This window comes from Microbacterium sp. ABR10 (assembly GCF_057812175.1).
In genome coordinates this window covers 1,428,646-1,453,911 of sequence record NZ_CM173821.1, presented here as the reverse complement: position 1 = coordinate 1,453,911, position 25,266 = coordinate 1,428,646, and the positions used below count along the sequence as shown (strand labels likewise).

Below are 25,266 nucleotides of genomic sequence, written 5' to 3'. Positions count from 1 at the left end.
CTAATAAGCGCCCCGGATGCCGAGGAATCGGCGCGTCAGACGGCGAAACACGAGCACGGTGCCCCCGTCCCGGAGACACATGAACGCCCGCCCCCGAAGGGACGGGCGTTCATTGGGCAGGGTCAGATCGCGAAACCGAGGGCCCGCATCATGTCGCGGCCGTCGTCGGTGATCCGTTCGGGGCCCCACGGCGGCATCCACACCCAATTGATGCGGAAACGGTCCACCACGTTGTCGAGGGACTGGGCGGTCTGTTCTTCGAGCACGTCGGTCAGCGGGCAGCCGGCCGAGGTGAGGGTCATGTGGATGACGAGGGCGTCGTTCTCGTCATCCCATGCGAGGTCGTAGATGAGCCCCAGGTCGACGACGTTGATCCCCAGTTCGGGGTCCATGACGTCTTTCAGGGCCTCGGTGACCTCGTCGTACTTCTCGGGCGCGAGCGTTGCGGTCATGTAACGATCTTACGCGTCGACCGGCGTACCGGCCTCGAGGAAACGGTCGTAACCCTCTTCTTCGAGACGGTCGGCGAGTTCAGGGCCGCCCTCTTCGACGATCCGGCCCTTGACGACCACGTGCACGAAGTCCGGACGGATGTAACGGAGGATGCGCGTGTAGTGCGTGATGAGCAGCACGCCGAGGTCGGTCTGCTCCTTGGCGCGGTTGACACCCTCCGAGACGATCTTGAGCGCGTCGACATCGAGGCCGGAGTCGGTCTCGTCGAGCACGGCGATCTTGGGCTTCAGCAGCTCGAGCTGGAGGATCTCGTGACGCTTCTTCTCACCACCGGAGAACCCCTCGTTGACGTTGCGCGCAGCGAAAGTCGGGTCCATGCGCAGGTTCGACATGGCTCCCTTGACGTCCTTGGTCCAGCCGCGGATGGCCGGAGCCTCGCCGTCGATGGCCGTCTTGGCGGTGCGGAGGAAGTTCGTGACCGTGACACCCGGGATCTCGACCGGGTACTGCATGGCGAGGAAGAGACCGGCGCGGGCGCGCTCGTCGACGGTCATCTCGAGCACGTCTTCACCGTCGAGCGTGATGGAGCCGCTCGTGACGGTGTACTTGGGGTGACCGGCGATCGTGTACGCCAGAGTCGACTTGCCGGAGCCGTTGGGGCCCATGATGGCGTGGGTCTCACCGGTGCGGAGCGTCAGCGTCACACCGTTGAGGATCGGGGTCGTACCGTTCTCCGTCTCGACCGTCACGTGGAGGTCGCGGATCTCGAGGACAGGCATGGGGTTCCTTACGTAAGTCTGTGGTCGTGGGCGCGGCTCAGGCCGTCGCCTTGGTGACGGAAGGATCGATGAGCACGTCGTCTCCGTCGATCACGACCTCGTACACGGGCACCGGCTCGAAGGCCGGAAGGTTCAGGGGGCGACCGGTCTTCAGCGAGAAGGCCGAGCCGTGCGCCCAGCACTCCAGCGTCTCGCCCTCGACGAAGCCGTCCGACAGCGAGATGTCGCCGTGGGTGCAGACGTCTCCGATCGCGTGCACCTCGCCGTTGCCGTCGAGGACGACGGCGATCGCGGTGCCGTCGATCTCGACACGGTGCGCTTCGTCTTGCACGAGGTCGCTCAGCGCGCAGGCGCGCGAGGCGCTCACGCGGCGGCCCCCTCGGCCAGCTCGCGCTCGATCGCCTCCGTCAGCTCGGTCTCGAGCTCGGGGATGCCGATGCGCTGCACGATCTCGCTGAGGAAGCCGAGCACGACCAGTCGTCGCGCCTCGTCTTCGGCGATGCCGCGAGCCTGCAGGTAGAACAGCTGCTCGTCGTCGAAACGACCCGTGGCGCTGGCGTGGCCCGCTCCCTGGATGTCGCCGGTCTCGATCTCGAGGTTGGGGATCGAGTCGGCGCGCGCGCCATCGGTGAGCACGAGGTTGCGGTTGGCCTCATACGAGTCGGTGCCGGTGGCATCCGGTCCGATGAGCACGTCGCCGATCCACACGCTCCGGGCGCTCCTGCCCTGCAACGCGCCCTTGTAGAGCACGTCGCCGACCGTGTGCGGTCCCTTGTGGTGCAGGTAGACCTGCGACTCGAGGTGCTGGCCGGCGTCGGCGAACGACAGACCGTACAGGCGCCCCTCGGACCCCGCGCCCGAGAGCTCGACCGAGGGGTTCACGCGCACGACCCCGCCGCCGAAGCTCACCACGACGTGCGTGAGCTTGGCGTCGCGGTCGACACGGGCCTGGTGGGCCGAGGCGTGGATCGCGTCGTCGTCCCACTTCTGCACCGACACGACCGTGAGGTCGGCGCCGTCGCGCACGAGGATCTCGACGTTCTGCGCGTGCTGGGCGGTGCCCTCGTGCCGCAGGACGACGGTGCCGCGTGAGTTCGGCTGCGCCTCGATCACGACGTGGGCGTGCGCCAGACCACCGGTGCCGGTCAGCCGCACCACGACGGGCTCGTCGAGCTCGACGTTCGCGGGGATCCGCAGCAGCGGCGCCTCGGATTCATGCGTCCAGGCGAGGGCGGCGATCAGATCTTCTGGACGGAAGTGCTCGCCGCGCGGCGCGTCGCCGGCCGCGAGACGAAGCTGCTCGACCTCGGCCGGAGCGTCGACCTCGACGTGCATGACGCCCGTCGGGCCGGCCTCGTCGACGAAGAGCGGCGCGAGCCGGTCGACGGGGCTGAGCTTCCAGTTGACCTCGCGGCCCGTCGGCGTGCCGAAGTCGGCCGGATCGAACGAGGTCGCCCGCTCCGAGCGCGTCTGCACCGGAACGATGGATGCCACGAGGGCGGCCGGGTCGATGTGACCCGCCACGGAATCCGCGGGGGTCGTGGTCGCTGTCGTCATTTAACCGACACTGCCTTCCATGCCCATCTCGATGAGCTTGTTCAGTTCGAGGGCGTACTCCATCGGCAGTTCACGCGCGATGGGCTCGATGAACCCGCGCACGATCATGGCCATGGCTTCGTCTTCGGGGAGGCCGCGCGACTGCAGGTAGAAGAGCTGCTCTTCGCTGACCTTCGAGACGGTCGCCTCGTGGCCGAGTTGCACGTCGTCGACGCGGATGTCGATCGAGGGGTACGTGTCGCTCCGCGAGATGGTGTCGACCAGCAGCGCGTCGCAGCGCACCGTGTTGGCGGAGTGGTGCGCGTTGGCATCCACCCGCACCTCGCCCCGGTACCCGGCACGACCGCCACCACGGGCGATCGACTTCGACACGATGGACGACTGCGTGTACGGCGCCATGTGAATCATCTTCGCGCCGGCGTCCTGGTGCTGACCGGGACCCGCGAAGGCCACCGAGAGGGTCTCGCCCTTGGCGTGCTCGCCCATCAGGTAGATGGAGGGGTACTTCATCGTCACCTTGGAGCCGATGTTGCCGTCGACCCACTCCATGGTCGCGCCCTCGTGGGCGACGGCCCGCTTGGTGACGAGGTTGTAGACGTTGTTCGACCAGTTCTGGATCGTCGTGTAGCGAACGCGGGCGTTCTTCTTCACGATGATCTCGACGACGGCCGAGTGCAGCGAGTCGCTCTTGTAGATCGGCGCCGTGCAGCCCTCGATGTAGTGCACGTAGCTGTCTTCGTCGGCGATGATCAGCGTCCGCTCGAACTGACCCATGTTCTCGGTGTTGATGCGGAAGTACGCCTGCAGCGGGATCTCGACGCGCACGCCCTTGGGGACGTAGACGAAGGAGCCACCCGACCAGACGGCGGTGTTGAGGGCGGCGAACTTGTTGTCGCCCGCGGGGATGACCGTGCCGAAGTACTCCTCGAAGAACTCCGGGTGCTCGCGCAGGGCGGTGTCGGTGTCCATGAAGATGACACCCTGCTGCTCGAGGTCCTCGCGGATCTGGTGGTAGACCACCTCGGACTCGTACTGCGCGGCGACGCCGGCGACGAGGCGCTGACGCTCGGCCTCGGGGATGCCGAGCTTCTCGTAGGTGTTGCGGATCTCTTCCGGAAGGTCTTCCCAGGACTGGGCCTGCTTCTCGGTCGAGCGCACGAAGTACTTGATGTTGTCGAAGTCGATCTCGCTGAGATCGGCACCCCAGGTGGGCATCGGCTTGCGGCCGAAGAGCTGGTAGCCCTTGAGGCGCGTCTTCAGCATCCACTCCGGCTCGGACTTCAGGGAGGAGATGCCGCGAACGACGTCCTCGTTGATCCCCCGCTGCGCGAGCGCACCGGCGGCATCGGTGTCGTGCCAGCCGAACTCGTATTGCCCCAGGCTTTCGAGCTCGGGTCGGTCGATGAGTACATCGGACATGGTGATCACTCTCCTTCTCGGGCCTCAACGGTGTCATCCGCCCCGGCATTCCGGACTCCGGTCGAAGTCCCAGGAATGTCGCTGGTGGGCCCGTTCGAAGGCGCTGGCGGCGCGCCTAGACTGTCTCTGGTGCGGATCGCGCGAGCGACGCACCCGGACCCTTCGATTCTACAGGCACCCGCTCCCGGAACGGCAGCACCGCTCCCCCGCACACCGGGACCGCCGGGGCCACCTCGACGCCAGGAAGCCGCACGCATGCCCTCCGCTTCGTCCCCCACGTCACCGACCCGCGCTCCCGAGCCCCTGCGACGCTTCGTCGCGTGGTTGCCCGTCGACGTCGACCGGCGGGTGCGGGTGTTCGCGTGGCTGTCGTTCATCGCGGAGGTGCTGATCATCGGCACCGGCGGCGCCGTCCGGCTCACCGGGTCGGGACTCGGCTGCCCGACGTGGCCGCGGTGCACACCCGACTCCCTGATCAACACGCCCGAGATGGGCATCCACGGCGTCATCGAGTTCGGCAACCGCACGCTGACCGGGCTCGTCGGCATTCTGGCGATCGCCGTCGTCGTGCTCGTGTGGCGCATGCGTCACGAGCGCCGGGTGCTCTTCGTCCTCTCGCTCATCGTGCTGGTGGGCATCGTCGCGCAGGCGATCGTGGGCGGCATCACGGTGCTGACGGGCCTGAACCCCTTCATCGTCGGCTTCCACTACGTCGCGTCGGTCTCGCTCGTCGCCGTGTGCGCGGCCTTCCTGGTGCGGATGTACCAGCCGGCCGGCGCCCGCACACTCGCCGCCCCGCGCTGGTTCGCAGGACTCGTGCACGCCACCACAGCGATCCTCGCGCTGACCATCGTCTTCGGCGTGCTCACCACGGGTGCGGGTCCCCACTCGGGTGACGAGGCCTCCATTCGCAACGGGTTTGACGCCGAAGTGCTCGAGCACGTGCACGCGTGGCCCGGGTACGCACTGTTCGCCCTCACCCTCGTGGTCGTCGTGATCGCGTGGCGGCTCCGCCTGCCGGTACGTCGTTGGGCGACCGCCTTGCTGGCCGTCGAACTCGTGCAGATCGCCGTCGGCCTCTACCAGGCGCGCAACGGCCTGCCCGAGCTCGCCGTCGGCACCCATATGGTGCTCGCCGCTCTGGCCGCGGCGACCATGACCGTCGTCGTTCTTCGCCTGAAGCAGCCGGCCATCGCCGACGAGCCGATCATGCGTCGCGAGACGGCGTCCGCGCGCCGCTGAGCACCCGCCGGCCGGTGCCGTCGGGGCGAGACGGCGCTCTTATACGCTCATAGGGCATTCATCGGCGACCCCTAACGCCGACACCGCCGGGTGAGACAGTGTTGTTCCCCGGGTGCCCCGCGCCCGTGATCCATCCGATGCCACCGCGTCGGATGACGCTTTCCGACTCCCCCGGGTCGGAACGACAAGGAGTTCATCCCATGCACACTCGTCCCCGTCTGCTGACCAGCATCCCCTTCTGGGTGCTCGTCGCCGGATCCCTGGCCGCCATCATCGGCGGACTCGCGATCGTCCTGAACGGGATCACCGCGATGGAGGAGGTCCTCAACGACCCCAACGCCACCGTCGTGCAGGTCTACGTCGGTCAGTCGTGGGTCGTCGTCGGCGCCGCGGTGCTCGGTGCCGGTGCCGTGGGCATCGTGGCCGTTCTCGCGCTGGGCGCAGCCGCCGCCCTGACCCGCCGCCCGGACGTGGCGGTCGAGAGCATCGACTGGTCCAGCGACGACGAGACGGTCGCCGAGCCCGCCGTCGCGGCGTACACCCCCGCCACGACCGCCGCCCCCATCTCGGTGGAGGACGCCGACGTCGAGACGCCGTCGACGGCTCCCGCTCCGGCCCGCGCCGCGGCCGAGGCCGGTCACGACGCCCCCAAGCTCGATGCCGGAGACGACGCCACGCGTCGCTGATCCCGCTCGGACGAACGCGCCCGCTCCCTTCCGGGGGTGGGCGCGTTCGCGTCCCTCGACCTCGCGCCTCCGTCCCACCCGATCACCGGAGGAGAATGCTCGAGCGGAGGACGGATGCCGCGACGGCGGTCCTCCCCCGGCGGAACCTCCTCCGCTCCGGCGGCCTCCCCGCGGCATCCACGCCCCCTGACCGAACATCTCAGCGTTCGCGCCACCCGCCCACCGGAGGAGAATCCTCGAACGGAGGACGGATGCCGCGACGACGGTCCTCCCCCGGCGGAAACTCCTCCGCTCCGGCGGCCTCTCGCCGCACCCCCCGACGCCCACACCCATCCGTGTCGCCGTCGAGAGGCATCCGGGGTCGCGACGGCATCCCACGCGCCACTGCTCAAAACGCCGAAGCGCCCGCCCCGATGGGGGGACGGGCGCTTCGCGAATCAGATCAGAAGGGCAGCAGCGGGTCGACAGCGATCGCGACGAACAGCAGCGTGAGGTACGTGATCGACGCGTGGAACACGCGCATGGGACGAGGCTCGCCGCCGCGCACGGCGCGGGAGTAGAGGCGGTGCGATTCGTAGATGAACCAGCCGCCGAACACCAGCGACGACACGGTGTACACCAGACCCATGGATGCCACGGGGATCAGCAGCAGCGAACAAGCGACGGTGGCCCACGCGTAGAGGATGACCTGCAGACCCACCTGGGATCCGCTCCGGGTGGCGCCGAGCATCGGGACGTCGACTTCTTCGTACTGCGCGGCGTACTTCATCGACAGCGGCCAGTAGTGCGGCGGCGTCCACAGGAACACGAGCGCGAAGAGGATGAGCGCCGCCCACGAGAGCGATCCCGTGACGGCCGACCAGCCGATGAGAACCGGGAAGCAGCCCGCGATGCCGCCCCACACGATGTTCTGCTCGGTGCGGCGCTTGAGGATCATCGTGTAGATCACGACGTAGAAGAAGATGGCCGCGGCCGAAAGACCCGCGGCCAACGGGTTGGTGAACGCCCACAGCCAGACGGTCGAGACGGCGGCGAGCGTCCACGCGAACACGAGTGCACCGCGCGGCGAGACCTCGCCGGTCACGAGGGGACGGTTCTCGGTGCGCTGCATGTGGGCGTCGATGTCGCGATCGAGGTACATGTTGAACGCGGCCGCCGAGCCGGCGCTGAGCGAGCCACCGATGACCGTGGCGAAGATCAGCCAGAGGTCGGGTAGGCCGCCCTGGGCCAGGATCATCACCGGGACCGTGGTGACGAGCAGCAGCTCGAGCACGCGGGGCTTGGTCAGGGCGATGTAGGCCCGGACGGTGCGTCCGACGGAGCGGCGATCGGTCGGCGCAATGACGTGCGACGTCGTCGAGATGTCCATCGTCCCCCGGGGTAGCGCGTAAAGATCCTTCCCGATTCTATGCCATCCGCACCACACGCCCGGCCGCCTGTCGAGCCCCGTCACGATCCGCAACAGCGTCGCGGGTTCTCGCTATGCTGGCGGTGAACGCGCGCCCCGCGACGACACCCCCACCCCCCTCCCACTCCTACGGTGGTGAGCGCGGACGTCGGTCGTGAACGGGCGCAGATCGAGAGAGGCACCGTTTTGTCGGACTTCGAATGGGATGAAATCGATCGGCGCGCGGTGGACACCGCCCGCATTCTGGCGGCGGATGCCGTCGAGAAAGTGGGGAACGGTCACCCCGGCACCGCGATGTCGCTGGCCCCGGCCGCATACCTGCTGTATCAGCGGGTGCTGCGGCACGACCCGGCGGACACGCACTGGCCCGGCCGCGACCGCTTCATCCTGTCGGCGGGTCACTCGTCGCTCACCCAGTACGTCCAGCTCTACCTCGGCGGCTTCGGCCTCGAGCTCAAGGACCTCGAGGCGCTGCGCACGTGGGGTTCGCTGACCCCCGGCCACCCCGAATACGGCCACACCGACGGCGTCGAGATCACCACCGGCCCGCTCGGCCAGGGTCTGGCCTCGTCCGTCGGCTTCGCGTACGCCGCCCGCTACGAGCGCGGCCTCTTCGACGCCGAGAGCCCCGCCGGCGAGAGCCCCTTCGACCACTTCGTCTACGTCATCGCCGGTGACGGCGACCTCCAGGAGGGCGTGACGAGCGAAGCCTCCTCGCTCGCCGGCCACCAGGAGCTCGGCAACCTCATCGCGATCTACGACTCCAACCAGATCTCGATCGAGGACGACACCAACGTCGCGTTCACCGAAGACGTCGCCAAGCGCTACGAGGCGTACGGCTGGCAGGTGCAGACCGTCGACTGGAAGAAGACCGGCGAGTACGTCGAAGACGTCGCCGAACTCCACGCCGCGATCGAGGCCGCCAAGGGCGAGACGAGCAAGCCCTCTCTCATCATCCTCAAGACGATCATCGGCTGGCCCTCCCCCGGCAAGCAGAACTCCGGCAAGATCCACGGCTCCGCTCTCGGCGCCGACGAGCTGAAGGCCACCAAGGAGGTGCTCGGCTTCGATCCCGAGCAGCACTTCGCCGTCGCCGAGGACGTCATCGCCCACACCCGTCAGCTCGTCGAGCGCGGCGAGGCCGAGAAGGCCGCCTGGCAGTCGACCTTCGACGCGTGGGCCGCGAAGTATCCGGAACGCAAGCAGCTGTGGGACCGCCTGCAGGCTCGCGAACTGCCCGAGGGTGTCGCCGACGCCCTGCCCGCCTTCGAGGCCGGCAAAGACGTGTCGACCCGCGCCGCCTCCGGCACCGTCATCAACGCCCTCGCCGCCGAGCTCCCCGAGCTGTGGGGCGGCTCGGCCGACCTCGCCGAGTCCAACTTGACGACGATCAAGGATGCCAAGTCCTTCATCCCCTCGTCGTGGTCGACGCACGAGTGGTCGGGAGACCCCTACGGTCGTGTGCTGCACTTCGGCATCCGCGAGCACGCGATGGGAGCGATCCTCAACGGCATCGTGCTGCACGGACCCACGCGGCCCTTCGGCGGCACGTTCCTCATCTTCAGCGACTACATGCGCCCGCCGGTGCGTCTCGCCGCCCTGATGAACATCCCGACCATCTTCGTCTGGACGCACGATTCCGTGGCGCTCGGCGAGGACGGCCCCACGCACCAGCCGGTCGAGCAGCTCGCGACGCTCCGCGCCATCCCGAACTTCGCCCTCGTGCGTCCCGCGGATGCCAACGAGACGTCCGTCGTGTGGCTCGAGCTCCTGCGTCGCACTGCCGGCCCCGCCGGTATCGCCCTCACCCGCCAGAACATCCCCGTCTTCGCCCGCGGCGAGGGCGCGGCATCCGGTGACGAGTTCGGCTCCGCGGAGGGCGCCGTCAAGGGCGCGTACGTGCTCGCCGAGGCGGCCAACGGCGAACCCGACGTCATCCTGATCGCCACCGGTTCCGAGGTGCAGCTGGCCGTCGAAGCGCGCGAGACCCTCGCCGCCGAAGGCGTGCACGCCCGCGTCGTGTCGGCTCCGTCGCTGGAGTGGTTCGCCGAGCAGGACGAGGCGTACCGCGAGTCGGTGCTGCCCGCGTCGGTCAAGGCGCGCGTGTCGGTCGAGGCCGGCTCCGCCCTCAGCTGGGCGGGGATCGTCGGCGACGCCGGACGCTCCGTCGCGATCGACCACTTCGGTGCGTCGGCCGACTACAAGACCCTGTTCCAGAAGTTCGGCATCACGGCCGAGGCCGTCGTCGAGGCTGCGCGCGACTCGCTCGCCGCGGCCAAGAAGTAATCCCGAGGAGATTAACGACATGAGCACTCCCACCGCAGACCTCGCCGCCGCCGGCGTCAGCATCTGGCTCGACGACCTGTCGCGTCAGCGGATCCAGTCCGGCAATCTCGCCGAGCTGATCAACGCCCGCAACGTCTCGGGCGTGACGACCAACCCCACGATCTTCGCCGGAGCCCTCTCCAAGGGCGAGGCGTACGAGGGCCAGGTCAAGGAGCTCGCCGCCGCCGGTGCCGACGTCGACGAGGCGATCTTCTCGATCACCACCGACGACGTCCGTGACGCGTGCGACATCTTCCTCCCCGTGTTCGAGGCCACCGGCGGTGTCGACGGCCGCGTGTCGATCGAGGTCTCACCCGACCTCGCCCACGACACCGAGGCCACCGTCGCTCAGGCCAAGGATCTGTCGGCGCGCGTCGACCGCAAGAACGTGCTGATCAAGATCCCCGCGACCAAGGCGGGCTTGCCCGCCATCACCGAGGTCATCGGTGCGGGCATCTCGGTCAACGTCACGCTCATCTTCAGCCTCGAGCGCTACGAAGAGGTCATCGACGCCTACCTCGCCGGTGTCGAGAAGGCGCAGGCCGCCGGCCACGACATCTCGACCCTGCAGTCGGTCGCGTCGTTCTTCGTCTCGCGCGTCGACACCGAGATCGACAAGCGTCTCGCGACCCTCGGCACCGACGAGGCCGCCGACCTCAAGGGCAAGGCGGGCATCGCCAATGCGCGTCTGGCCTACGAGCTGTTCGAGAAGAAGTTCTCGGAGGATCGCGCCAAGAAGCTGCTCGACGCGGGCGCGACCGTGCAGCGTCCGCTGTGGGCGTCGACCGGCGTGAAGGACCCGGCGCTCCCCGACACCCTCTACGTGACCGAGCTCGTCGCCCCCGGCACCGTGAACACGATGCCCGAGAAGACGCTCGAGGCCACGTTCGACCACGGCGTGATCGCCGGCGACACCGTCACGGGCGCCTACGCCGACGCGCACGAGGTGTTCGACCGCCTCGCCGCCGCGGGCGTCGACGTCGCCGACGCGACGCAGACGCTCGAAGACGAGGGCGTCGAGAAGTTCATCGCCTCCTGGCACGAACTGCAAGACACCGTCAAGACCGCCCTCGAGGCCGGAAGCGCCCAGGCCGCCAAGTGAGCTTCGCGGTCAAGGTCACGGGCCACGTCGGCTCGGTCGTGTCGGCCGAGCTGCCGGGCCTGACCGGCTCGCTGGTCGCGTCGGGCATCACCGCCGGCGACGCGAGCCTCTGGGGCCCGGCCGCTGAAGACGAAGCCTCCCGTCGGCTCGGGTGGGTGCGAGCGGTCTCCGTCTCGCGCCCGCTCGTGCCCGAGATCACGGCCCTGCGCGACGACCTCGTCGCGCGGGGCGTGACCCGCGTCGTGCTCGCGGGGATGGGCGGTTCGTCGCTCGCGCCCGAGGTCATCGCCCAGACCGCCGGCGTTCCGCTGGTCGTCCTCGATTCGACCTCTCCCGGGCAGGTGCTCGCCGCGATCGACGGCGACGCCGAGTCGGGCGGTCTCGCGCAGACCGTCCTGGTGGTCTCCAGCAAGTCCGGTTCGACGATCGAGACCGACTCCGCCAAACGCGCCTTCGAGGCCGCGTTCCGTGACCTCGGCATCGATCCGGCCGAGCGCATCGTCGTGGTGACCGATCCCGGCTCGCCGCTGGAGCAGTCGGCGCGAGCCGATGGCTACCGGGTCTTCACCGCCGACCCCGAGGTCGGCGGGCGCTACTCCGCCCTCACCGCGTTCGGCCTCGTGCCGACGGGGCTCGCCGGCGTCGACATCGACGACCTCCTCGACGAGGCGGATGCCACCCTCCTCGAGGTCGCGATCGACTCCCCCGAGAACCCGGCGCTCGTCCTGGCCGCCGCGATCGCCGGCGGTGGGGCGCTGCGCCGCGACAAGCTCGGCCTGGTCACCGACGGCAGCCACATCGTGGGTCTGCCCGACTGGATCGAGCAGCTCGTCGCCGAATCGACGGGCAAGGACGGCTCCGGCATCCTTCCCGTGGTGCTGCTTCCCGTCTCACCCGAGCTGGAGTCCCGACCCGATGACCTGCAGGTCGTCCGGTTCGTCGACGACGCATCGGCGTTCCACCTGTTCGAACGCCACACCGACGAGGTGCTGGTCAGCGGATCGCTGGGCGCGCAGCTGGTCGTCTGGGAGTACGCGACCGCGATCGCCGGCCGTATGCTCGGGATCGACCCGTTCAATCAGCCGGATGTCGAGTCGGCGAAGGAAGCCACCCGCGGTCTGCTGCAGGCGCAGCCGGCTCCCACCGCGCCGGCATTCGTCGAGGGCGGCGTCGAGGTACGGGTGTCCGACCCGACTCTGGCCGCCAGCGGCACCGTCGCGGGCGTACTCACGGCCCTGTACGAGCGGGTCGCCGCAGACGGCTACTTCAGCATCCAGGCCTACGTGAACCGCCTCGAGCTCGCGCAGCTCGCGGGCCTGCGCGAACTCGTGGCCGCGGATTCGGGTCGTCCAACCACCTTCGGATGGGGTCCCCGCTTCCTGCACTCCACGGGCCAGTACCACAAGGGAGGAACCGCCACCGGCGTCTTCCTCCAGATCACCGAACGCACCGACGTCGACCTCGAGATCCCCGGTCGACCGTTCACGTTCGGACAACTCATCCAGGCACAGGCCGCGGGAGACGCGAGCGTGCTGGCGGAGGGCCACGGCCGTCCCGTCGTCACGCTGACGCTGACCGACCCGCAGGTCGAAGTGCTCTCACTCTTCGAGGCGGCACAGTAAGACATGGTCGTAGAGATCACACCGGGTCACAATCCCCTGCGCGATCCCGAGGATCGCCGTTTGAGCCGAATCGCGGGGCCCAGTGCCCTCGTGATCTTCGGCGTCACCGGCGACCTGTCGCGCAAAAAGCTCATGCCGGCGGTCTACGACCTCGCCAACCGCGGTCTGCTGCCCCCGGGCTTCGCCCTGGTCGGCTTCGCCCGTCGTGACTGGGAGGATCAGGACTTCGCCGAGGTCGTCTACGACTCGGTCAAGAAGTACGCCCGCACCGAGTTCCGCGACGAGACGTGGAAAGAACTGCTCGAGGGCATCCGCTTCGTCCAGGGCGAGTTCGACGATCCCGAGGCGTTCCAGCGTCTTCGTGCGACCGTCGACAAGCTCGACACCGAGCGCGGGACCATGGGCAACCACGCGTACTACCTCTCGATCCCACCGAAGGCCTTCCCCCTCGTCACGACGCAGCTGAAGGCGTCCGGGCTCGTCGGCGAGACGGCCGACGACACCACCGGCTGGCGCCGCGTCGTCATCGAGAAGCCGTTCGGACACGACCTTGCCTCGGCGCGCGAGCTGAACGAGGTCGTGGAGAGCGCCTTCCCCGCCGACGCGATCTTCCGCATCGACCACTACCTCGGCAAAGAGACGGTGCAGAACATCCTCGCGCTGCGCTTCGCCAACGAGCTGTACGAGCCGATCTGGAACCGCAACTACGTCGACCACGTGCAGATCACCATGGCCGAAGACATCGGCGTGGGTGGCCGCGCGGGCTACTACGACGGCATCGGCGCGGCGCGCGACGTCATCCAGAACCATCTCCTGCAGTTGCTGGCGCTCACGGCGATGGAGGAGCCCATCAGCTTCAACGCCGCCGACCTCCGCGCCGAGAAGGAGAAGGTGCTCGCGGCGGTGCGTCTGCCCGAGAATCTCGCCGAGTCCACGGCCCGAGGGCAGTACGCCGGCGGCTGGCAGGGTGGCGAAGAGGTGCGGGGCTTCCTCGAGGAAGACGGCATGAACCCCGAGTCGGTCACCGAGACCTACGCCGCGATCAAGCTCGAGATCAACACCCGCCGCTGGTCGGGGGTGCCGTTCTACGTCCGCAGCGGCAAGCGCCTCGGGCGCCGCGTCACCGAGGTGGCCGTGGTGTTCAAACGCGCCCCTCAGCAGCTGTTCTCGCGCAGCCAGACGCAGGAGCTCGGGCAGAACGCGCTCGTCATCCGCGTGCAGCCCGACGAGGGCGTCACGATCCGCTTCGGCTCGAAGGTCCCGGGCGACGGCACGCAGGTGCGCGACGTGACCATGGACTTCGGCTACGGGCACGCCTTCACCGAGGCGAGCCCCGAAGCCTACGAGCGCCTCATCCTCGACGTGCTGCTCGGCGACCCGCCGCTGTTCCCGCGGCACGAGGAGGTCGAGCTCAGCTGGAAGATCCTCGACCCGATCGAGGAGTTCTGGGCCGCCGAGGGCGGTCCGCTCGAACAGTACTCGCCCGGGTCGTGGGGGCCGGCATCCGCCGACGAACTCCTCGCCCGCGACGGCCGCACCTGGAGGCGCCCGTGATCATCGACCTGCCCGACACCACTGTCAGCGCGATCTCGAAGAAACTCGTCAGCGTGCGAGAAGAGGGCGGCGCCGTCGCCCTCGGCCGCGTGCTGACGCTCATCATCGTGACGCACCACGGCGCCGAAGAAGAGGTCATCGAGGCCGCGAACGACGCGTCGCGCGAGCACCCGATGCGCGTCATCGCCGTGCTGTTCGGCGACGAAGACGAAGAACCCCGTCTCGACGCCCAGATCCGCGTCGGCGGCGACGCCGGTGCCAGCGAGGTCGTCGTCCTGCGTGCCCACGGCGCTGCCGGCTCCAACGCCGAGAGCCTCGTCACGGGTCTTCTGCTCCCCGACGCCCCGGTCGTCGCGTGGTGGCCGGCCGAGGCTCCGGCCAACCCCTCGCGCTCGGCCATCGGACGCATCGCGCAGCGCCGCATCACCGACGCCTCGTCGCAGGCCGATCCCGCGGCGTGGGTGGCCGAACTGGGCGAGCACTACGCCCCCGGTGACACCGACTTCGCGTGGACCCGCCTCACGCGCTGGCGCGAGCAGCTCGCGGCGGTGCTCGATCAGCCGCCGTACGAGCCGGTCACCGCGATCGAAGTGCGCGGCGCGGCCGACTCCCCCTCGACCTCGTTGCTCGCGGCGTGGCTGGGCATGAAGCTCGACGCCCCCGTCGACTACGCCTACCTCCCGGCAGACGAGTGGGCGAGCGGCATCAAGTCGGTCCGTCTCACGCGCGCGAGCGGCGACACGCTGCTCGAGCGTCCCGAGGCGGGGGTCGCGATCCTCCGCCAGCCCGGGCAGCCCACGCACGATCTCGCCTTCCCGCGCCGCACGCTCCGCGAGTGTCTGGCCGAAGAACTGCGCCGCCTCGACCCCGACCTGCTCTACGGTCGCGTGATCACCGACGGACACGATCTGCTGCACGCCGCGAGCGAGAGGAGCGGGTCGTGAGCGACGGTTCCGCCAAGCGCGTCATCATCAAGCGCGATGCCGACGCCCTCGCCGAGTACGTCGCCACCCGCTTCGTGAATCGCATCGTCAAGCGTGTCGCCGAGGGCAAGCGCATGCACATCTGCCTCACCGGCGGCACCATGGGCGGGGCGGTCCTGCGCACCGCCGCGCGTGACGAGCGCGTCGCCGACATCGACTGGTCGCTCGTGCACTTCTGGTTCGGCGACGAGAGGTTCGTGCCGCGCGACAGCGACGACCGCAACGAGAAGCAGGCGCGCGAGGCCTTCCTCGATCACATCGACGTCCCGGCCGAGAACATCCACGCCGTGGCATCCAGCGAAGACGGGGTCGACCTCGACACCGCGGCGATCGCCTACGCCGACGAGCTCGCGCAGTTCGCCCCGTCGGATCGCAGCGAGACGGGCCCGTGGCCGTCGTTCGACATCTGTTTCCTCGGTGTCGGCCCCGACGCGCACATCGCCTCGCTGTTCCCGGACCGCCCCGAGATCTCGGTGACCGACCGGGCCACCGTGCCCGTGCGGGAGTCCCCCAAGCCGCCGAGTGAGCGGGTCTCGCTCACGCGTCCCGTCATCAACAGCTCGAAGCGCGTCTGGATGGTCATCGCCGGCGCCGACAAGGCCGCGGCCCTCGGGCTCGCCCTGGCCGGGGCGAGCTACCAGAGCGTTCCGGCCGCGGGGGCGAAGGGTCGCCGTCGCACGGCGTTCTTCGTCGACGAGGTTGCCGCCGATCAGGTGCCGCCGCAGCTCATCGACCGCGAGTACTGAGCGTCCACGCTCGACACGAGGACCGGATGCCATCGGCATCCGGTCCTCGTCGTCTCCTCGTCGCGCCACCCCTTGCCTTTGCCCGAAGCGCGATTTAGCCTTCGATCGGGGGGCATCCTGATCCGGCCCCGGGAGATCGATCTCCCGCTCCGGACGACGCAGTGGGGACGTGGGATGCCATTTATCGGTCGTGCGCGCGAGAAACGCATCGCGCAAGACGTCATCGAAACCACCGGGGGCGCAGGGTGCCTTTTCACCGGGGAGAAGGGCATCGGGAAGTCCGCTCTGGCTCGCGAGATCGCAGCTCGGCACGACGCCGTCGTCATCACGGCGAGCCCGAACGAGCGGATGTGGCAGTATTCCGGGCTTTCCGCCCTGGCGACGGGTCTCAGCGGCGAGCGACGCAGCGCCGTCGACACCGTCCTCGCGCGCAGCCGCGACTGGCCCGAGCACCTCCTCGCCGAAGAGCTCAGCCGAACCCTTCATCTCGTTCACGACGAGCCCGACGTCGTGGTCATCGACGATCTCGACCAGGTGGACAGCGCGAGCCTGACCGTGCTGTCCTACGTGTTCGGTCGGCTGCGGGGAACCGGCCTCAGCGTGGTGGCGACGGCGGGTACCGCTGACCGCAGGCGCGATTTCGCCGGCCTGCGGCACTCCCGTCTGGAGCGGCTGTCCTTCGACGAGTCGCTCGACCTCGGACGCGCGGTTCTCGGATCGGGCGCGGCCCTCGCGGTACTCGCCACGGTGGCCGGCTCCGTCGGCGGCGATCCCGCCATCCTCTCGCGCGTGCGCCTCACCCCGTGCGAGGCAGCGGGCGACGATCCGCTGCCGTTCCCGCTCCGACTCGCGGAAGACGAATCAGACCGCCGTGGGCGGGCGGACCGGGAGTTCTCCGACCCCCGCGTCGCCGAGCTCATGGACCTCCTGTGCACCGGACCGGTCTTCGGGCACGACCGCCTGCGCGCCGCCGCCTCAGCCCTCGGGATCGAGATGGGTACCCTCATCGACGCAGGCCTCGTCGCCGTCCACGGAGAGCTCGCACGCATCGCCGACCCCGCGCTCCGCCTGCGTCTGCTCGCCTCGCTCTCCGCCGACCAGCGGTCCCGGCTACACATCCGGGCTGCCCAGGAGCACGCGGAGAAATACCCCGCGACCCACCTGTGGCACCGCAGTCACGCCGAGCCCGACGCCGATCGCGAACGTCTCCTGGTCGCCGCGGTCGATCTTGCCCGCGACGGCGAACCGTCGGCGGCGGTCGAGTTCGCGGAGCGCGCTCTGGGCGGGCGCATCGACGACGCTTCACGATGCGGCCTCCTCGTCGACCTCGGCGAGGCTCTCGTGATGCAGGGACACGATGTGCGGGGTCAGCATTACCTCCGGCGCGCCGGAGTACCGAGCGACCCCGACGTGCGCACTCGCGCGGCGCTGGCGTGGCTGCGGGCGACGACGGCCGCCGATCAGATCGTCGACGACGCGATGCTTCGTGTGGCGGCGGAGACTGACGACCCGCGCGCGGCCGAACGTCTTCTGTGCGAGAGTGCCCGGCTGCATCTGTGGCGCGGAGAGACGGAGCGCGCGCACGATCTGGTCGTCCTCTCCGTCGCGCGGGGCGTCGCCTCGACCGAGACGGCGCTTCTCGCCCGCCTCCTCGACGAGTTGGGCGCCGACGTCCTGCTCCCCGTCACCGTCGACACGGGCCTCGCCGCGAACGTCGCGGAGGGGGATACCCCGATCGAGCAGGAACTCCTCGCGTTGAGCACCGCCGTGCTGCGTGAGGAGTACGCCACCGTGCGACGCGGCATCCACGCGCTCCTCGAACGCCGGCCGCGTCCGCAGCCGTACTGGCGCGATCAGCTGCGGCGCCTCCTCGTGACGACGGAGGTGCGTGGCGGTGATCCTGTCGCCGCGCGCGACGCCGTCACCGCCTGGCGGCGCGAGTGGGTCCCCGGGCGCCCATCCGAGGTGTCCGACGTCCTCGTGCTCGCGAGCGCCGCCGCGCTCGATCCACTCGGACCCGGGGCGGGCGAGCTCGTCCGTCGCGGGCGCGATCTCTCCCGACGCGAGGGCACACCGACGCCGTTGCCGTGGTTCGCCGTCCTCGAGGGGGGGTCCGCTCTCGCGGAGGGGCGCTTCGACGACGCGGTCGCTTCCCTCGAGGCCGCGCGAGAAGCGGTGCTCTGCGAGGATCCGTCGCTGCTGCGCTGTGACGCCGACCTGGTCGAAGCGCTCTGGTTGAGCGGTCACCGCGCGGATGCGCGCCGCATCCTCGCCCGCCTCGAAGCGGCGTCCGTCCGCACCCCGCGCCGGTGGACGACGCTCGCGGTGGCGCGCTCGCGCGCCGTCTGCCGCAGCGATCGCGACGGCGCCGCCGCGTTCCGCGAGGCGGAGGCGATCTGGCGCACCGATGATCCGCCGATCGAGCGCCTTCGCCTCCGCGCGGCGCGTGACCGCTGTCTGCCGACCACGGATCGGCCGGTACTGCGTGCCGCGCCGCGTCCCGCCGATCGGGGACGCTCGCTCACCGCTCAGGAACGCGATGTCGTCGCGCTGGTCAGTCAGGGCCTTCGCAACCGCGACATCGCCGCCGCGCTCTTCATCTCGCTGCGCACCGTCGAACTGCGGCTGACGGGCGTCTACCGCACGCTCGGCGTGAGCTCGCGCGTGCACCTGGTCGCGCTGTTGCACGGCGCGTCCCTGCCCTGATGCCCGGACACGCGAGGACGACGTCGGACTCGGATGCCGGGGCTCAGGGCGAGACGGGTGACAACGCCGCCCGGCGGTCGGGGCTGCGCCAGCGACCGTCGGAGGGCCGTCCGCGTCCGATCGCCGCGACGAGCGCGCGGAGGCACAGCACCGCGTCCCAGACCCGCAGCAGCGGGAAGAGGAGCATCCATACGCGCGGCCGAGTGCCGGTGACGGCGCAGGAGAACACCGTCATCGCCGCATCCGCCGCGAGGAAGGCCGCGGCCAACGGACCCACCGGCAGCACGGTCGCCACCGCCGACGCGACGGTCGACGCCTCTCCGGCGAGCATCACGCTCGCTGCGGCCGCGATCGCGGCGACCGCCAGGACCGGCACCATCGCGGTGAGCACGAGGCTGGAGACGACCGTCTCCACCGCGAACACGCCGACGGACGCCCAGAACAGGCCCCGGCGCGGACCGTGGCGCCGCACCGTCTGCCAGAAGCCGAGACTCCACCGCCGCATCTGCGCGGAGTAGTCCCGGAAGAGGGCGGGGTCCTGCGTCTCGGCAATCGCGCACGCCGGGTGGAACGCGATGCGTCCCAGACGCTTCGCGTGCACCTCGAAGGTCATGTTGAAGTCCTCGATCGAGAGCCCGGGCGCGTCGATGTCGATGCGGTCGAGGACGTCGGTGCGGTACATGCTCGCGAATCCCGGCACGATCGCCACCGCATCCGTCGCGCGTGCCGCCTGACCGAATTTGTGGAGGTACTGCGTGCAGACGTAGGTCCGCTCCCGGTAGGACGTGAGAAGCCGGCCCATCCCCCGGGTCGCGGCATCCGGGGCCGTCGTCGCCCGTCCCGCCACCGCCACCACCCCCTCATCGGTGAAAAGCGGCAGGCCGGTGCGCAGGTAGTCCGGTCGAGGACGCGAGTCGGCATCGAGGAGGAGCAGCAGCGGGAAGCGCTCGGGGATGCGGAAGTGCGCGAGGCCGGCGCGGATCGCTCCCGCCTTCCCCCGGTTGGGGACGAGATCCCATGCCGTGGCGCCCGCCTCGCGGGCGCGCGCCGCGGTCTCGTCGTTCGAGCCGTCCGAGACGACGAAGACGTTGCGCGCCGGGACGAGGGCGCGTGCCGCGCGGACGGCGTCCGCGATCACGAGCTGCTCGTCGTGCGCGGCGATGAGCACCGCCACCTCCTCGGGACGGAAGAACATCGACGGCGACAGCAGGGATGCGCCGGTGCGCCCTTCGGCGGCGAGCCGACACAGGGCGGCGACCCCCCACACCGCGGTCGAGAGCCCGATCGTGCAGATCACGACGATCAGCACGACAGCGAGTGTCACGCGACCCATCCCGCGGGTGTTCGCGCGGCGGGCGTGGCCGTCGGCGCATCGCTGACCGCTCGAGACACGGCATCCCCCTTCGCTCGCGCTCGACCGTACGCGTCGACAGCCGCCGTCGGCGCGCGCCGACCCGCACGCCGGATGCGGTCTCCCGCAAGATCGCGTGCGGTTCGCGGCGACCCGCACGATCGCCGCCCGTTGCTTGACGGTCGCCTCCGCCGCGGCTGAGGGTGAGCGAGGGGTCGACCGTGAGATCCGACTCTGCTTCACCTACCCGCTTCTGGAGGATGATGATGTCCACACTCGATGTCCGGGCGGACCTGTTCCCGGCCCCGCTCGACCCCGCACCGGCAGACGTCCCGTTCGATTTCGACGTCGCCATCGTCGGTCTCGGATACGTCGGCCTGCCAACGGCTCTCGCCCACCACGCGAGTGGCGCTCGGGTGCTCGCGCTGGATGCGTCTTCTCGCCGTCTGCGCACGATCGCGGCCCGCGGTGCCGATCTCATCGACTCCGACCGCGAGCGGCTCGACGTCGCCCTGCACGCCCCGGGTGACTTCCGGCTGACCGGGGACGTCCGCGAGCTCGGCCGCGCCGCCGCCATCGTCGTGTGCGTGCCCACCCCCGTCGACGACCGACAGGTACCCGATCTCGTCCCGCTGCGCACGGCCTGCGCCACCGTCGTCGCCGCCGCACGCCCGGGTCAGCTGATCATGCTCACCTCCACCACCTACGTCGGCTGCACCCACGACCTCATCGAGCAGCCCCTGCGCGATAGGGGGATGCAGATCGGCCGCGACGTGTTCGTGACGTTCAGCGCCGAACGCATCGACCCCGGCAACGCCGGTTTCGCCCAAGAGGTGGTCCCTCGCGTGGTGGGCGGGGCGACCCCTGAATGCGAGGAGGAGGGCGCGCGTCTGCTCTCCCGGTACGCGGCGCGCGTGCACCGCGTGTCGAGCCTGGCGACCGCCGAGATGACGAAGCTGCTCGAGAACACTTTCCGCGCGGTCAACATCGCCCTCGCCAACGAGTTCGCCGACATCTGCGGGGCACTCGAGGTCCCGGTGACCGAGGTGATCGAGGCGGCGAGCACGAAGCCGTACGGATTCATGGCGTTCTATCCCGGGCCGGGTGTCGGCGGTCACTGCATCCCGTGCGACCCGCACTACCTGCTGTGGCAGCTCAAAGCCCTGCACGTGGATGCCGGCCTCATCACGGAGGCGATGACGCGCATCGCCGCGCGTCCCCGTCGGGTGGTGGAGCGCATCCGCGACGTACTCGGGAAGGCGGGCAAGAGCACCCTCGGCGCGCGGGTCCTCGTGGTCGGGGTGACCTACAAGCCCGACGTCGCCGATCTCCGCGAGTCCCCCGCCCTGGAGATCATCGACCTGCTCATCGATCTCGGTGCCGAGGTGCAGTACGTCGACACGCATGCGGCGCACATCCACCTCGGGTCGGGGCGCGAGCGCGATTCGCTCGCCGATCCTGCCGCGTTCCGGCCCGATGTGGTGCTCGTGCACACGCGCCACCACGACAGCGATCTCGCCTGGCTCGACATCGACACCGTCGTCGTCGACGGCACCTACCGCAGCGCCGACATCGCGGGACGGGTGCTGCTGTGAGCGTGCAGGTGTATCCCGGCCGCGCCGCGACACGATCGCTCGTCACCGGCGGCGCCGGTTTCGTCGGCAGCCACCTGGTCGAGCACCTGCTCGGTCTCGGCGATGAGGTCGTCGTCCTCGACGACCTCTCCACCGGATCCGCCCGCAACCTCGCCGGAGTCGTGGACCACCCGCGGCTGACCATGATCCACGGCTCCATCCTGAACACCCTGACGGTGGGCCAGGCGATGCAGGGATGCGACCGTGTCTTCCATCTCGCGGCGGCGGTGGGCGTGAAGCTCATCGTCGAGCAGCCACTGCGGGGCCTTCGCGTCAACATCCACGGCACCGAGAACGTCCTCACCGCCGCGATCGAGCGGCAGGCCTCGGTGCTGCTGGTGTCGACCAGCGAGGTGTACGGCAAGAACACCGCCGATCGCCTGCGCGAGGACTCCGACCGGGTCCTCGGCGACCCGCTCCTCTCGCGCTGGACCTACGCCGGCGCCAAGGGCATCGACGAGGCGTTCGCGAAGGCGTACTGCGACCAGGAGGGTCTGGATGTCTCGATCGTGCGGCTGTTCAACACCGTCGGGCCGCGTCAGACCGGCCGCTACGGCATGGTGCTGCCGAACCTCGTCGGGCAGGCGCTGCGCGGTCAGCCGCTGACTGTGTTCGGCGACGGTCTGCAGACGCGCTGTTTCTCCGCCGTCGAGGACGTCGTCCCCGCGATGGTCCTCGTCGAGCGCGACCCGCGGTCGCGCGGACAGGCGTACAACCTCGGGGGCGCCCGCGAGATCTCGATCCTCGATCTCGCGCACGAGGTCATCCGCACCCTCGACAGCCGCAGCACGGTCGAACTGGTGCCGTACGCGCAGGCCTACGCGCCGGGCTTCGAAGACATGCGCCGTCGCGTGCCCGACAACACCAAGGCGAACGACCTCGTGGGCTACGAGCCACGCACCTCGCTGACCTCGACCATCATGCGTGTCGCCGCGGACCTGCTCTCGCGCGAACGGCTGGGGTCGGATGCCATGCCGCTCGCTGGCGCCGACTCGTTCCGGGGTGCGTTGTGATCCCTCGCGGGCCGGGCACCCGTCGGCCGATCCCCCGCGGGCCGGTTCCCCACGTGCAGGTCGCCCGCACGCAGGTCGCCCGCACGTCGAGGGCGGCCCTACGCCGCGGTGTCGCCGTGGTGGCGGCCGTCGCGGTGTCAGCCGGGGCTCTCGTCGTCGTGTCCCCCGCGCCGCCCGCCGAGGCAGCGACCCGCACGATCGTGAGTCTGACGTTCGACGACGCCGACGCGAATCAGTTGCAGGCGCTCCCCGCACTCCGTTCGAACGGCATGCGGGCGACCTTCTACGTGCCCTCGGGGTTCATCGGCGCCGCAGGCCACATGACCCGCGCCGATCTGACGACCCTGAAGAATGCCGGCCACGAGATCGGCGGGCACACCGTGAATCACCCCGACCTCGCGCAGGTGAGCGTCGACGAGGCGAAGAGGCAGATCTGCACCGACCGCCGCAACCTCACGTCGTGGGGGTTCACCGTCCGCAGCTTCGCCTACCCCTTCGCCTCCAGCACGCCCGAGGTCGAGCGGGCCGCCGAAGCGTGCGGGTACAGCAGCGCCCGGCTGCTCGGCGACATCCGTAGTCGCTTCGGGTGCCCGGACTGCTCCTACGCCGAGTCGCCGCGCCCCGCTGACCGGTACGCGCTGAGAGCCCTGGATCAGGTGGATGCCACCTGGTCGCTCGACGACCTCAAAGCCGGCGTCACGAATGCCGAGCGCAACGGCGGCGGGTGGGTGCAGTACACCTTCCACGACGTGTGCGCCGACGCGTGCAGCGACCTCGCCGTCACCCCGAGCGTGTTCTCGAGCTTCATGGCGTGGTTGAAGACCCGACAAGCCGCCGGCACGGTGGTGCGGACGATCGGCGACGTCATCGGCGGCGCCGCCAAGCCGCTCGTCAGCGGACCGGTCGTCGCGGCCCCCACCGGGTCGACGAACGGCATCATGAACGCGAGCCTCGAGGTCGGCGCTCCCGACTGCTGGATGCGCGGCGGCTACGGCAGCAACGCCCCCGCCTTCAGCACGGGGGCACCCGCGCACACGGGCTCGGTCGCCAGCGGCATCACCATGTCGAACTACGCGGACGGCGACGCGAAGCTCCTCCCGCAGTTCGATCTGGGCCAGTGCGCGCCGACGGTGACGGCCGGGCGGACGTACACGCTCCGCGAGTGGTATCTCGCCAGCGGAGTCACCCAGTTCGCGGTCTACCTGCGCTCCACGACCGGGGCGTGGTCGTACTGGACCTCGAGCCCGTGGTTCGCCGCGGCGACGCAGTGGACGCAGGCCGACTGGACGACACCGGCGATCCCCGCGGGCTACGACGGCATCAGTTTCGCCCTCACGATCTTCGGTGACGGCACCCTGCGCACCGATGACCTTCAGCTCTACGACAGCGCCGGTGCGCCCCCGATGTCCCCCGCCGGCGCCGTGACGCCGCCCACCTCATCGACCTCACCGACCTCGGCGACGCCGCCTGAGGGTCCGGTCGAGCTCTTCCGGCCCACCGAGGCCACCACCGCGGAATGACCACACGGCGGACGGCGGCGGCGATCACCCTCGCGGTGGGCGTCGCCACCGTCGTGTGCGCCTGCGCGCCGGTCGAGCCGTCGCGCCCCGACACCGGTTACCCCTGGCACACCGCGATCGTGGCGACGACGTTCTGGGTGGGCGAGGTCTTCGACCCCGAGGCTCCCGACGGCAGCCAACGCGTGTCGACGTACGACAGCGACTGGCTCGCCGCGTACGGCGGATGCGACGGCATCGACACCGGCGGGTCGTGTCGCACCGAGTCGCGGACAGTGGACACCGACTTCTTCCCCACCAGGATGACGCCGCGCCAGAACCCGTTCTATCTCGACCTGCCCTTCGACGACGTCAACGACCCCGAGGGGTTCGCGCTCCGTGGCGAGGTCGTCCCATGGGCCCACGACCCCGCCTTCGCGTCATCCCTCGACGACCCGACGGTCAGCCTGATGAAGAACCGCTGGGTCGTCCTGCACAAGGACGGGCACCTCTGCTACGGGCAGATCCAGGACGCAGGGCCGGGCGAGTACCACGACGCCGACTACGTGTTCGGCTCCGACGACCGACGCCCCGCCAACACCCGCTTCAACGGCGCCGGTCTCGACGTCTCACCGGCGCTCAACGGATGCCTCGGCTTCGCCGACCTCGACGGCGAAGCCGACCGGGTCGACTGGGCATTCGTCGACGATGACGATGTCCCGTCGGGACCGTGGACGCGATTGGTCACGGACTCACCGGTCCGCTAGGCGAGCGCTCCAGAACAGCCGGAAGAACGACGAAGGGCCGGATGCCATGGCATCCGGCCCTCTCGATCGTCACTGACCGCGGCGCTCGCGCAACTGCTGCAACGCGTCGTCGAGGAGGGAAGCGGCTTCTTCGTCGCTTCGACGCTCCTTCACGTAAGCGAGGTGGGTCTTGTAGGGCTCCGCCTTGGCAAGGGCCGGGGGGTTCGCCTTGTCGCGCCCGGCCGGAAGGCCCGAGTGCGGTGAGTCGATCGTCTCGGGGATCTCGTCGTCGGGAATGCCCGCGGCGAAGTAGCGCACCGTCTCGTTTCCGAGGGCGTCCCAGTAGGACACGGCCACGCGATCGGCGTGGAAGCCGTGGTCCTGCTCGCCCATGGGCCCGGCACCGACGCGGGAGCCGCGGATCGCATTACCTCCGGTGGCCAT

21 protein-coding genes are annotated in these 25,266 nt (G+C 69.8%); 13 read left to right on the top strand and 8 right to left on the bottom strand.

Going from position 1 to position 25,266, the window contains the following annotated elements; all coding sequences use genetic code 11:
* Positions 1-122: 122 nt before the first annotated feature.
* The 5 genes from ACXKZF_RS06650 to sufB are packed head-to-tail and all read right to left on the bottom strand — an operon-like array spanning position 123 to position 4,208.
* A complete protein-coding gene (locus tag ACXKZF_RS06650) occupies positions 123-452 on the bottom strand; it encodes a metal-sulfur cluster assembly factor (protein ID WP_055837689.1) in 330 nt (109 codons plus the stop codon).
* A 9-nt stretch (positions 453-461) separates the two neighbouring features.
* Positions 462-1,232 carry a Fe-S cluster assembly ATPase SufC gene (gene sufC, locus ACXKZF_RS06645; protein WP_055955132.1) on the bottom strand — a complete coding sequence of 257 codons (771 nt, stop codon included), beginning with the start codon at positions 1,230-1,232 and terminating at the stop codon, positions 462-464.
* Positions 1,233-1,269: 37 nt separating this feature from the next.
* Complete coding sequence (locus ACXKZF_RS06640; protein WP_055955137.1) at positions 1,270-1,599, bottom strand: non-heme iron oxygenase ferredoxin subunit; 330 nt, start codon at positions 1,597-1,599, stop codon at positions 1,270-1,272.
* Positions 1,596-2,789 carry a Fe-S cluster assembly protein SufD gene (sufD, locus tag ACXKZF_RS06635; RefSeq protein WP_243223110.1) on the bottom strand — a complete coding sequence of 398 codons (1,194 nt, stop codon included), beginning with the start codon at positions 2,787-2,789 and terminating at the stop codon, positions 1,596-1,598. The genes ACXKZF_RS06640 and sufD overlap by 4 nt, the downstream gene beginning before the upstream one ends.
* Positions 2,790-4,208 carry a Fe-S cluster assembly protein SufB gene (gene sufB, locus ACXKZF_RS06630; RefSeq protein ID WP_055955461.1) on the bottom strand — a complete coding sequence of 473 codons (1,419 nt, stop codon included), beginning with the start codon at positions 4,206-4,208 and terminating at the stop codon, positions 2,790-2,792.
* A gap of 255 nt (positions 4,209-4,463) precedes the next feature.
* Between sufB and ACXKZF_RS06625 the strand changes: the two genes are divergently transcribed.
* Positions 4,464-5,450 (top strand): COX15/CtaA family protein, encoded by a 987-nt coding sequence (locus tag ACXKZF_RS06625; protein WP_488985756.1) that lies wholly within the window; start codon positions 4,464-4,466, stop codon positions 5,448-5,450.
* A gap of 200 nt (positions 5,451-5,650) precedes the next feature.
* The gene (locus ACXKZF_RS06620) at positions 5,651-6,136 is read left to right on the top strand and encodes a hypothetical protein (protein ID WP_055955146.1); all 486 of its coding nucleotides are present in this window, start codon (positions 5,651-5,653) and stop codon (positions 6,134-6,136) included.
* Between the two features lie 442 nt (positions 6,137-6,578).
* Here ACXKZF_RS06620 and ACXKZF_RS06615 read toward each other — a convergent pair whose 3' ends face one another.
* Positions 6,579-7,505 carry a heme o synthase gene (locus ACXKZF_RS06615; protein WP_488985755.1) on the bottom strand — a complete coding sequence of 309 codons (927 nt, stop codon included), beginning with the start codon at positions 7,503-7,505 and terminating at the stop codon, positions 6,579-6,581.
* A gap of 225 nt (positions 7,506-7,730) precedes the next feature.
* Here ACXKZF_RS06615 and tkt point away from each other — a divergent pair, with 225 nt between their 5' ends.
* From tkt to ACXKZF_RS06580, 7 genes are all read left to right on the top strand, one after another.
* Positions 7,731-9,830 carry a transketolase gene (gene tkt / locus ACXKZF_RS06610; protein WP_488985973.1) on the top strand — a complete coding sequence of 700 codons (2,100 nt, stop codon included), beginning with the start codon at positions 7,731-7,733 and terminating at the stop codon, positions 9,828-9,830.
* Between the two features lie 19 nt (positions 9,831-9,849).
* Entirely contained in the window at positions 9,850-10,971 is a 1,122-nt protein-coding gene (gene tal / locus ACXKZF_RS06605; RefSeq protein WP_055955159.1) for a transaldolase, read from the top strand.
* Positions 10,968-12,593: a glucose-6-phosphate isomerase gene (locus tag ACXKZF_RS06600; protein WP_488985754.1), complete on the top strand. Its 1,626-nt coding sequence runs from the start codon at positions 10,968-10,970 to the stop codon at positions 12,591-12,593. The genes tal and ACXKZF_RS06600 overlap by 4 nt, the downstream gene beginning before the upstream one ends.
* A 3-nt stretch (positions 12,594-12,596) precedes the next feature.
* Positions 12,597-14,147: a glucose-6-phosphate dehydrogenase gene (gene zwf / locus ACXKZF_RS06595; protein ID WP_055955165.1), complete on the top strand. Its 1,551-nt coding sequence runs from the start codon at positions 12,597-12,599 to the stop codon at positions 14,145-14,147.
* The gene (locus ACXKZF_RS06590; protein ID WP_055955168.1) at positions 14,144-15,091 is read left to right on the top strand and encodes a glucose-6-phosphate dehydrogenase assembly protein OpcA; all 948 of its coding nucleotides are present in this window, start codon (positions 14,144-14,146) and stop codon (positions 15,089-15,091) included. The genes zwf and ACXKZF_RS06590 overlap by 4 nt, the downstream gene beginning before the upstream one ends.
* Complete coding sequence (gene pgl, locus ACXKZF_RS06585) at positions 15,088-15,876, top strand: 6-phosphogluconolactonase (protein ID WP_055955171.1); 789 nt, start codon at positions 15,088-15,090, stop codon at positions 15,874-15,876. Before ACXKZF_RS06590 ends, pgl begins: the two co-directional genes overlap by 4 nt.
* A gap of 72 nt (positions 15,877-15,948) precedes the next feature.
* Positions 15,949-18,582, top strand: coding sequence for a helix-turn-helix transcriptional regulator (locus ACXKZF_RS06580; protein WP_488985753.1), 2,634 nt, complete (start codon positions 15,949-15,951; stop codon positions 18,580-18,582).
* A gap of 43 nt (positions 18,583-18,625) precedes the next feature.
* Here ACXKZF_RS06580 and ACXKZF_RS06575 read toward each other — a convergent pair whose 3' ends face one another.
* Complete coding sequence (locus tag ACXKZF_RS06575; protein ID WP_162240807.1) at positions 18,626-19,906, bottom strand: glycosyltransferase family 2 protein; 1,281 nt, start codon at positions 19,904-19,906, stop codon at positions 18,626-18,628.
* Between the two features lie 293 nt (positions 19,907-20,199).
* Between ACXKZF_RS06575 and ACXKZF_RS06570 the strand changes: the two genes are divergently transcribed.
* The 4 genes from ACXKZF_RS06570 to ACXKZF_RS06555 are packed head-to-tail and all read left to right on the top strand — an operon-like array spanning position 20,200 to position 24,843.
* Positions 20,200-21,528, top strand: coding sequence for a nucleotide sugar dehydrogenase (locus ACXKZF_RS06570; RefSeq protein WP_488985752.1), 1,329 nt, complete (start codon positions 20,200-20,202; stop codon positions 21,526-21,528).
* Positions 21,525-22,580, top strand: a complete 1,056-nt coding sequence (locus ACXKZF_RS06565) for an NAD-dependent epimerase/dehydratase family protein (RefSeq protein ID WP_243223100.1) — start codon at positions 21,525-21,527, stop codon at positions 22,578-22,580. Before ACXKZF_RS06570 ends, ACXKZF_RS06565 begins: the two co-directional genes overlap by 4 nt.
* A 53-nt stretch (positions 22,581-22,633) precedes the next feature.
* Positions 22,634-24,100 carry a polysaccharide deacetylase family protein gene (locus ACXKZF_RS06560; protein ID WP_488985751.1) on the top strand — a complete coding sequence of 489 codons (1,467 nt, stop codon included), beginning with the start codon at positions 22,634-22,636 and terminating at the stop codon, positions 24,098-24,100.
* Positions 24,097-24,843 (top strand): hypothetical protein, encoded by a 747-nt coding sequence (locus ACXKZF_RS06555; protein WP_488985750.1) that lies wholly within the window; start codon positions 24,097-24,099, stop codon positions 24,841-24,843. Before ACXKZF_RS06560 ends, ACXKZF_RS06555 begins: the two co-directional genes overlap by 4 nt.
* Positions 24,844-24,912: 69 nt before the next feature.
* Here ACXKZF_RS06555 and ACXKZF_RS06550 read toward each other — a convergent pair whose 3' ends face one another.
* Positions 24,913-25,266, bottom strand: a complete 354-nt coding sequence (locus ACXKZF_RS06550) for an RNA polymerase-binding protein RbpA (protein WP_055955187.1) — start codon at positions 25,264-25,266, stop codon at positions 24,913-24,915.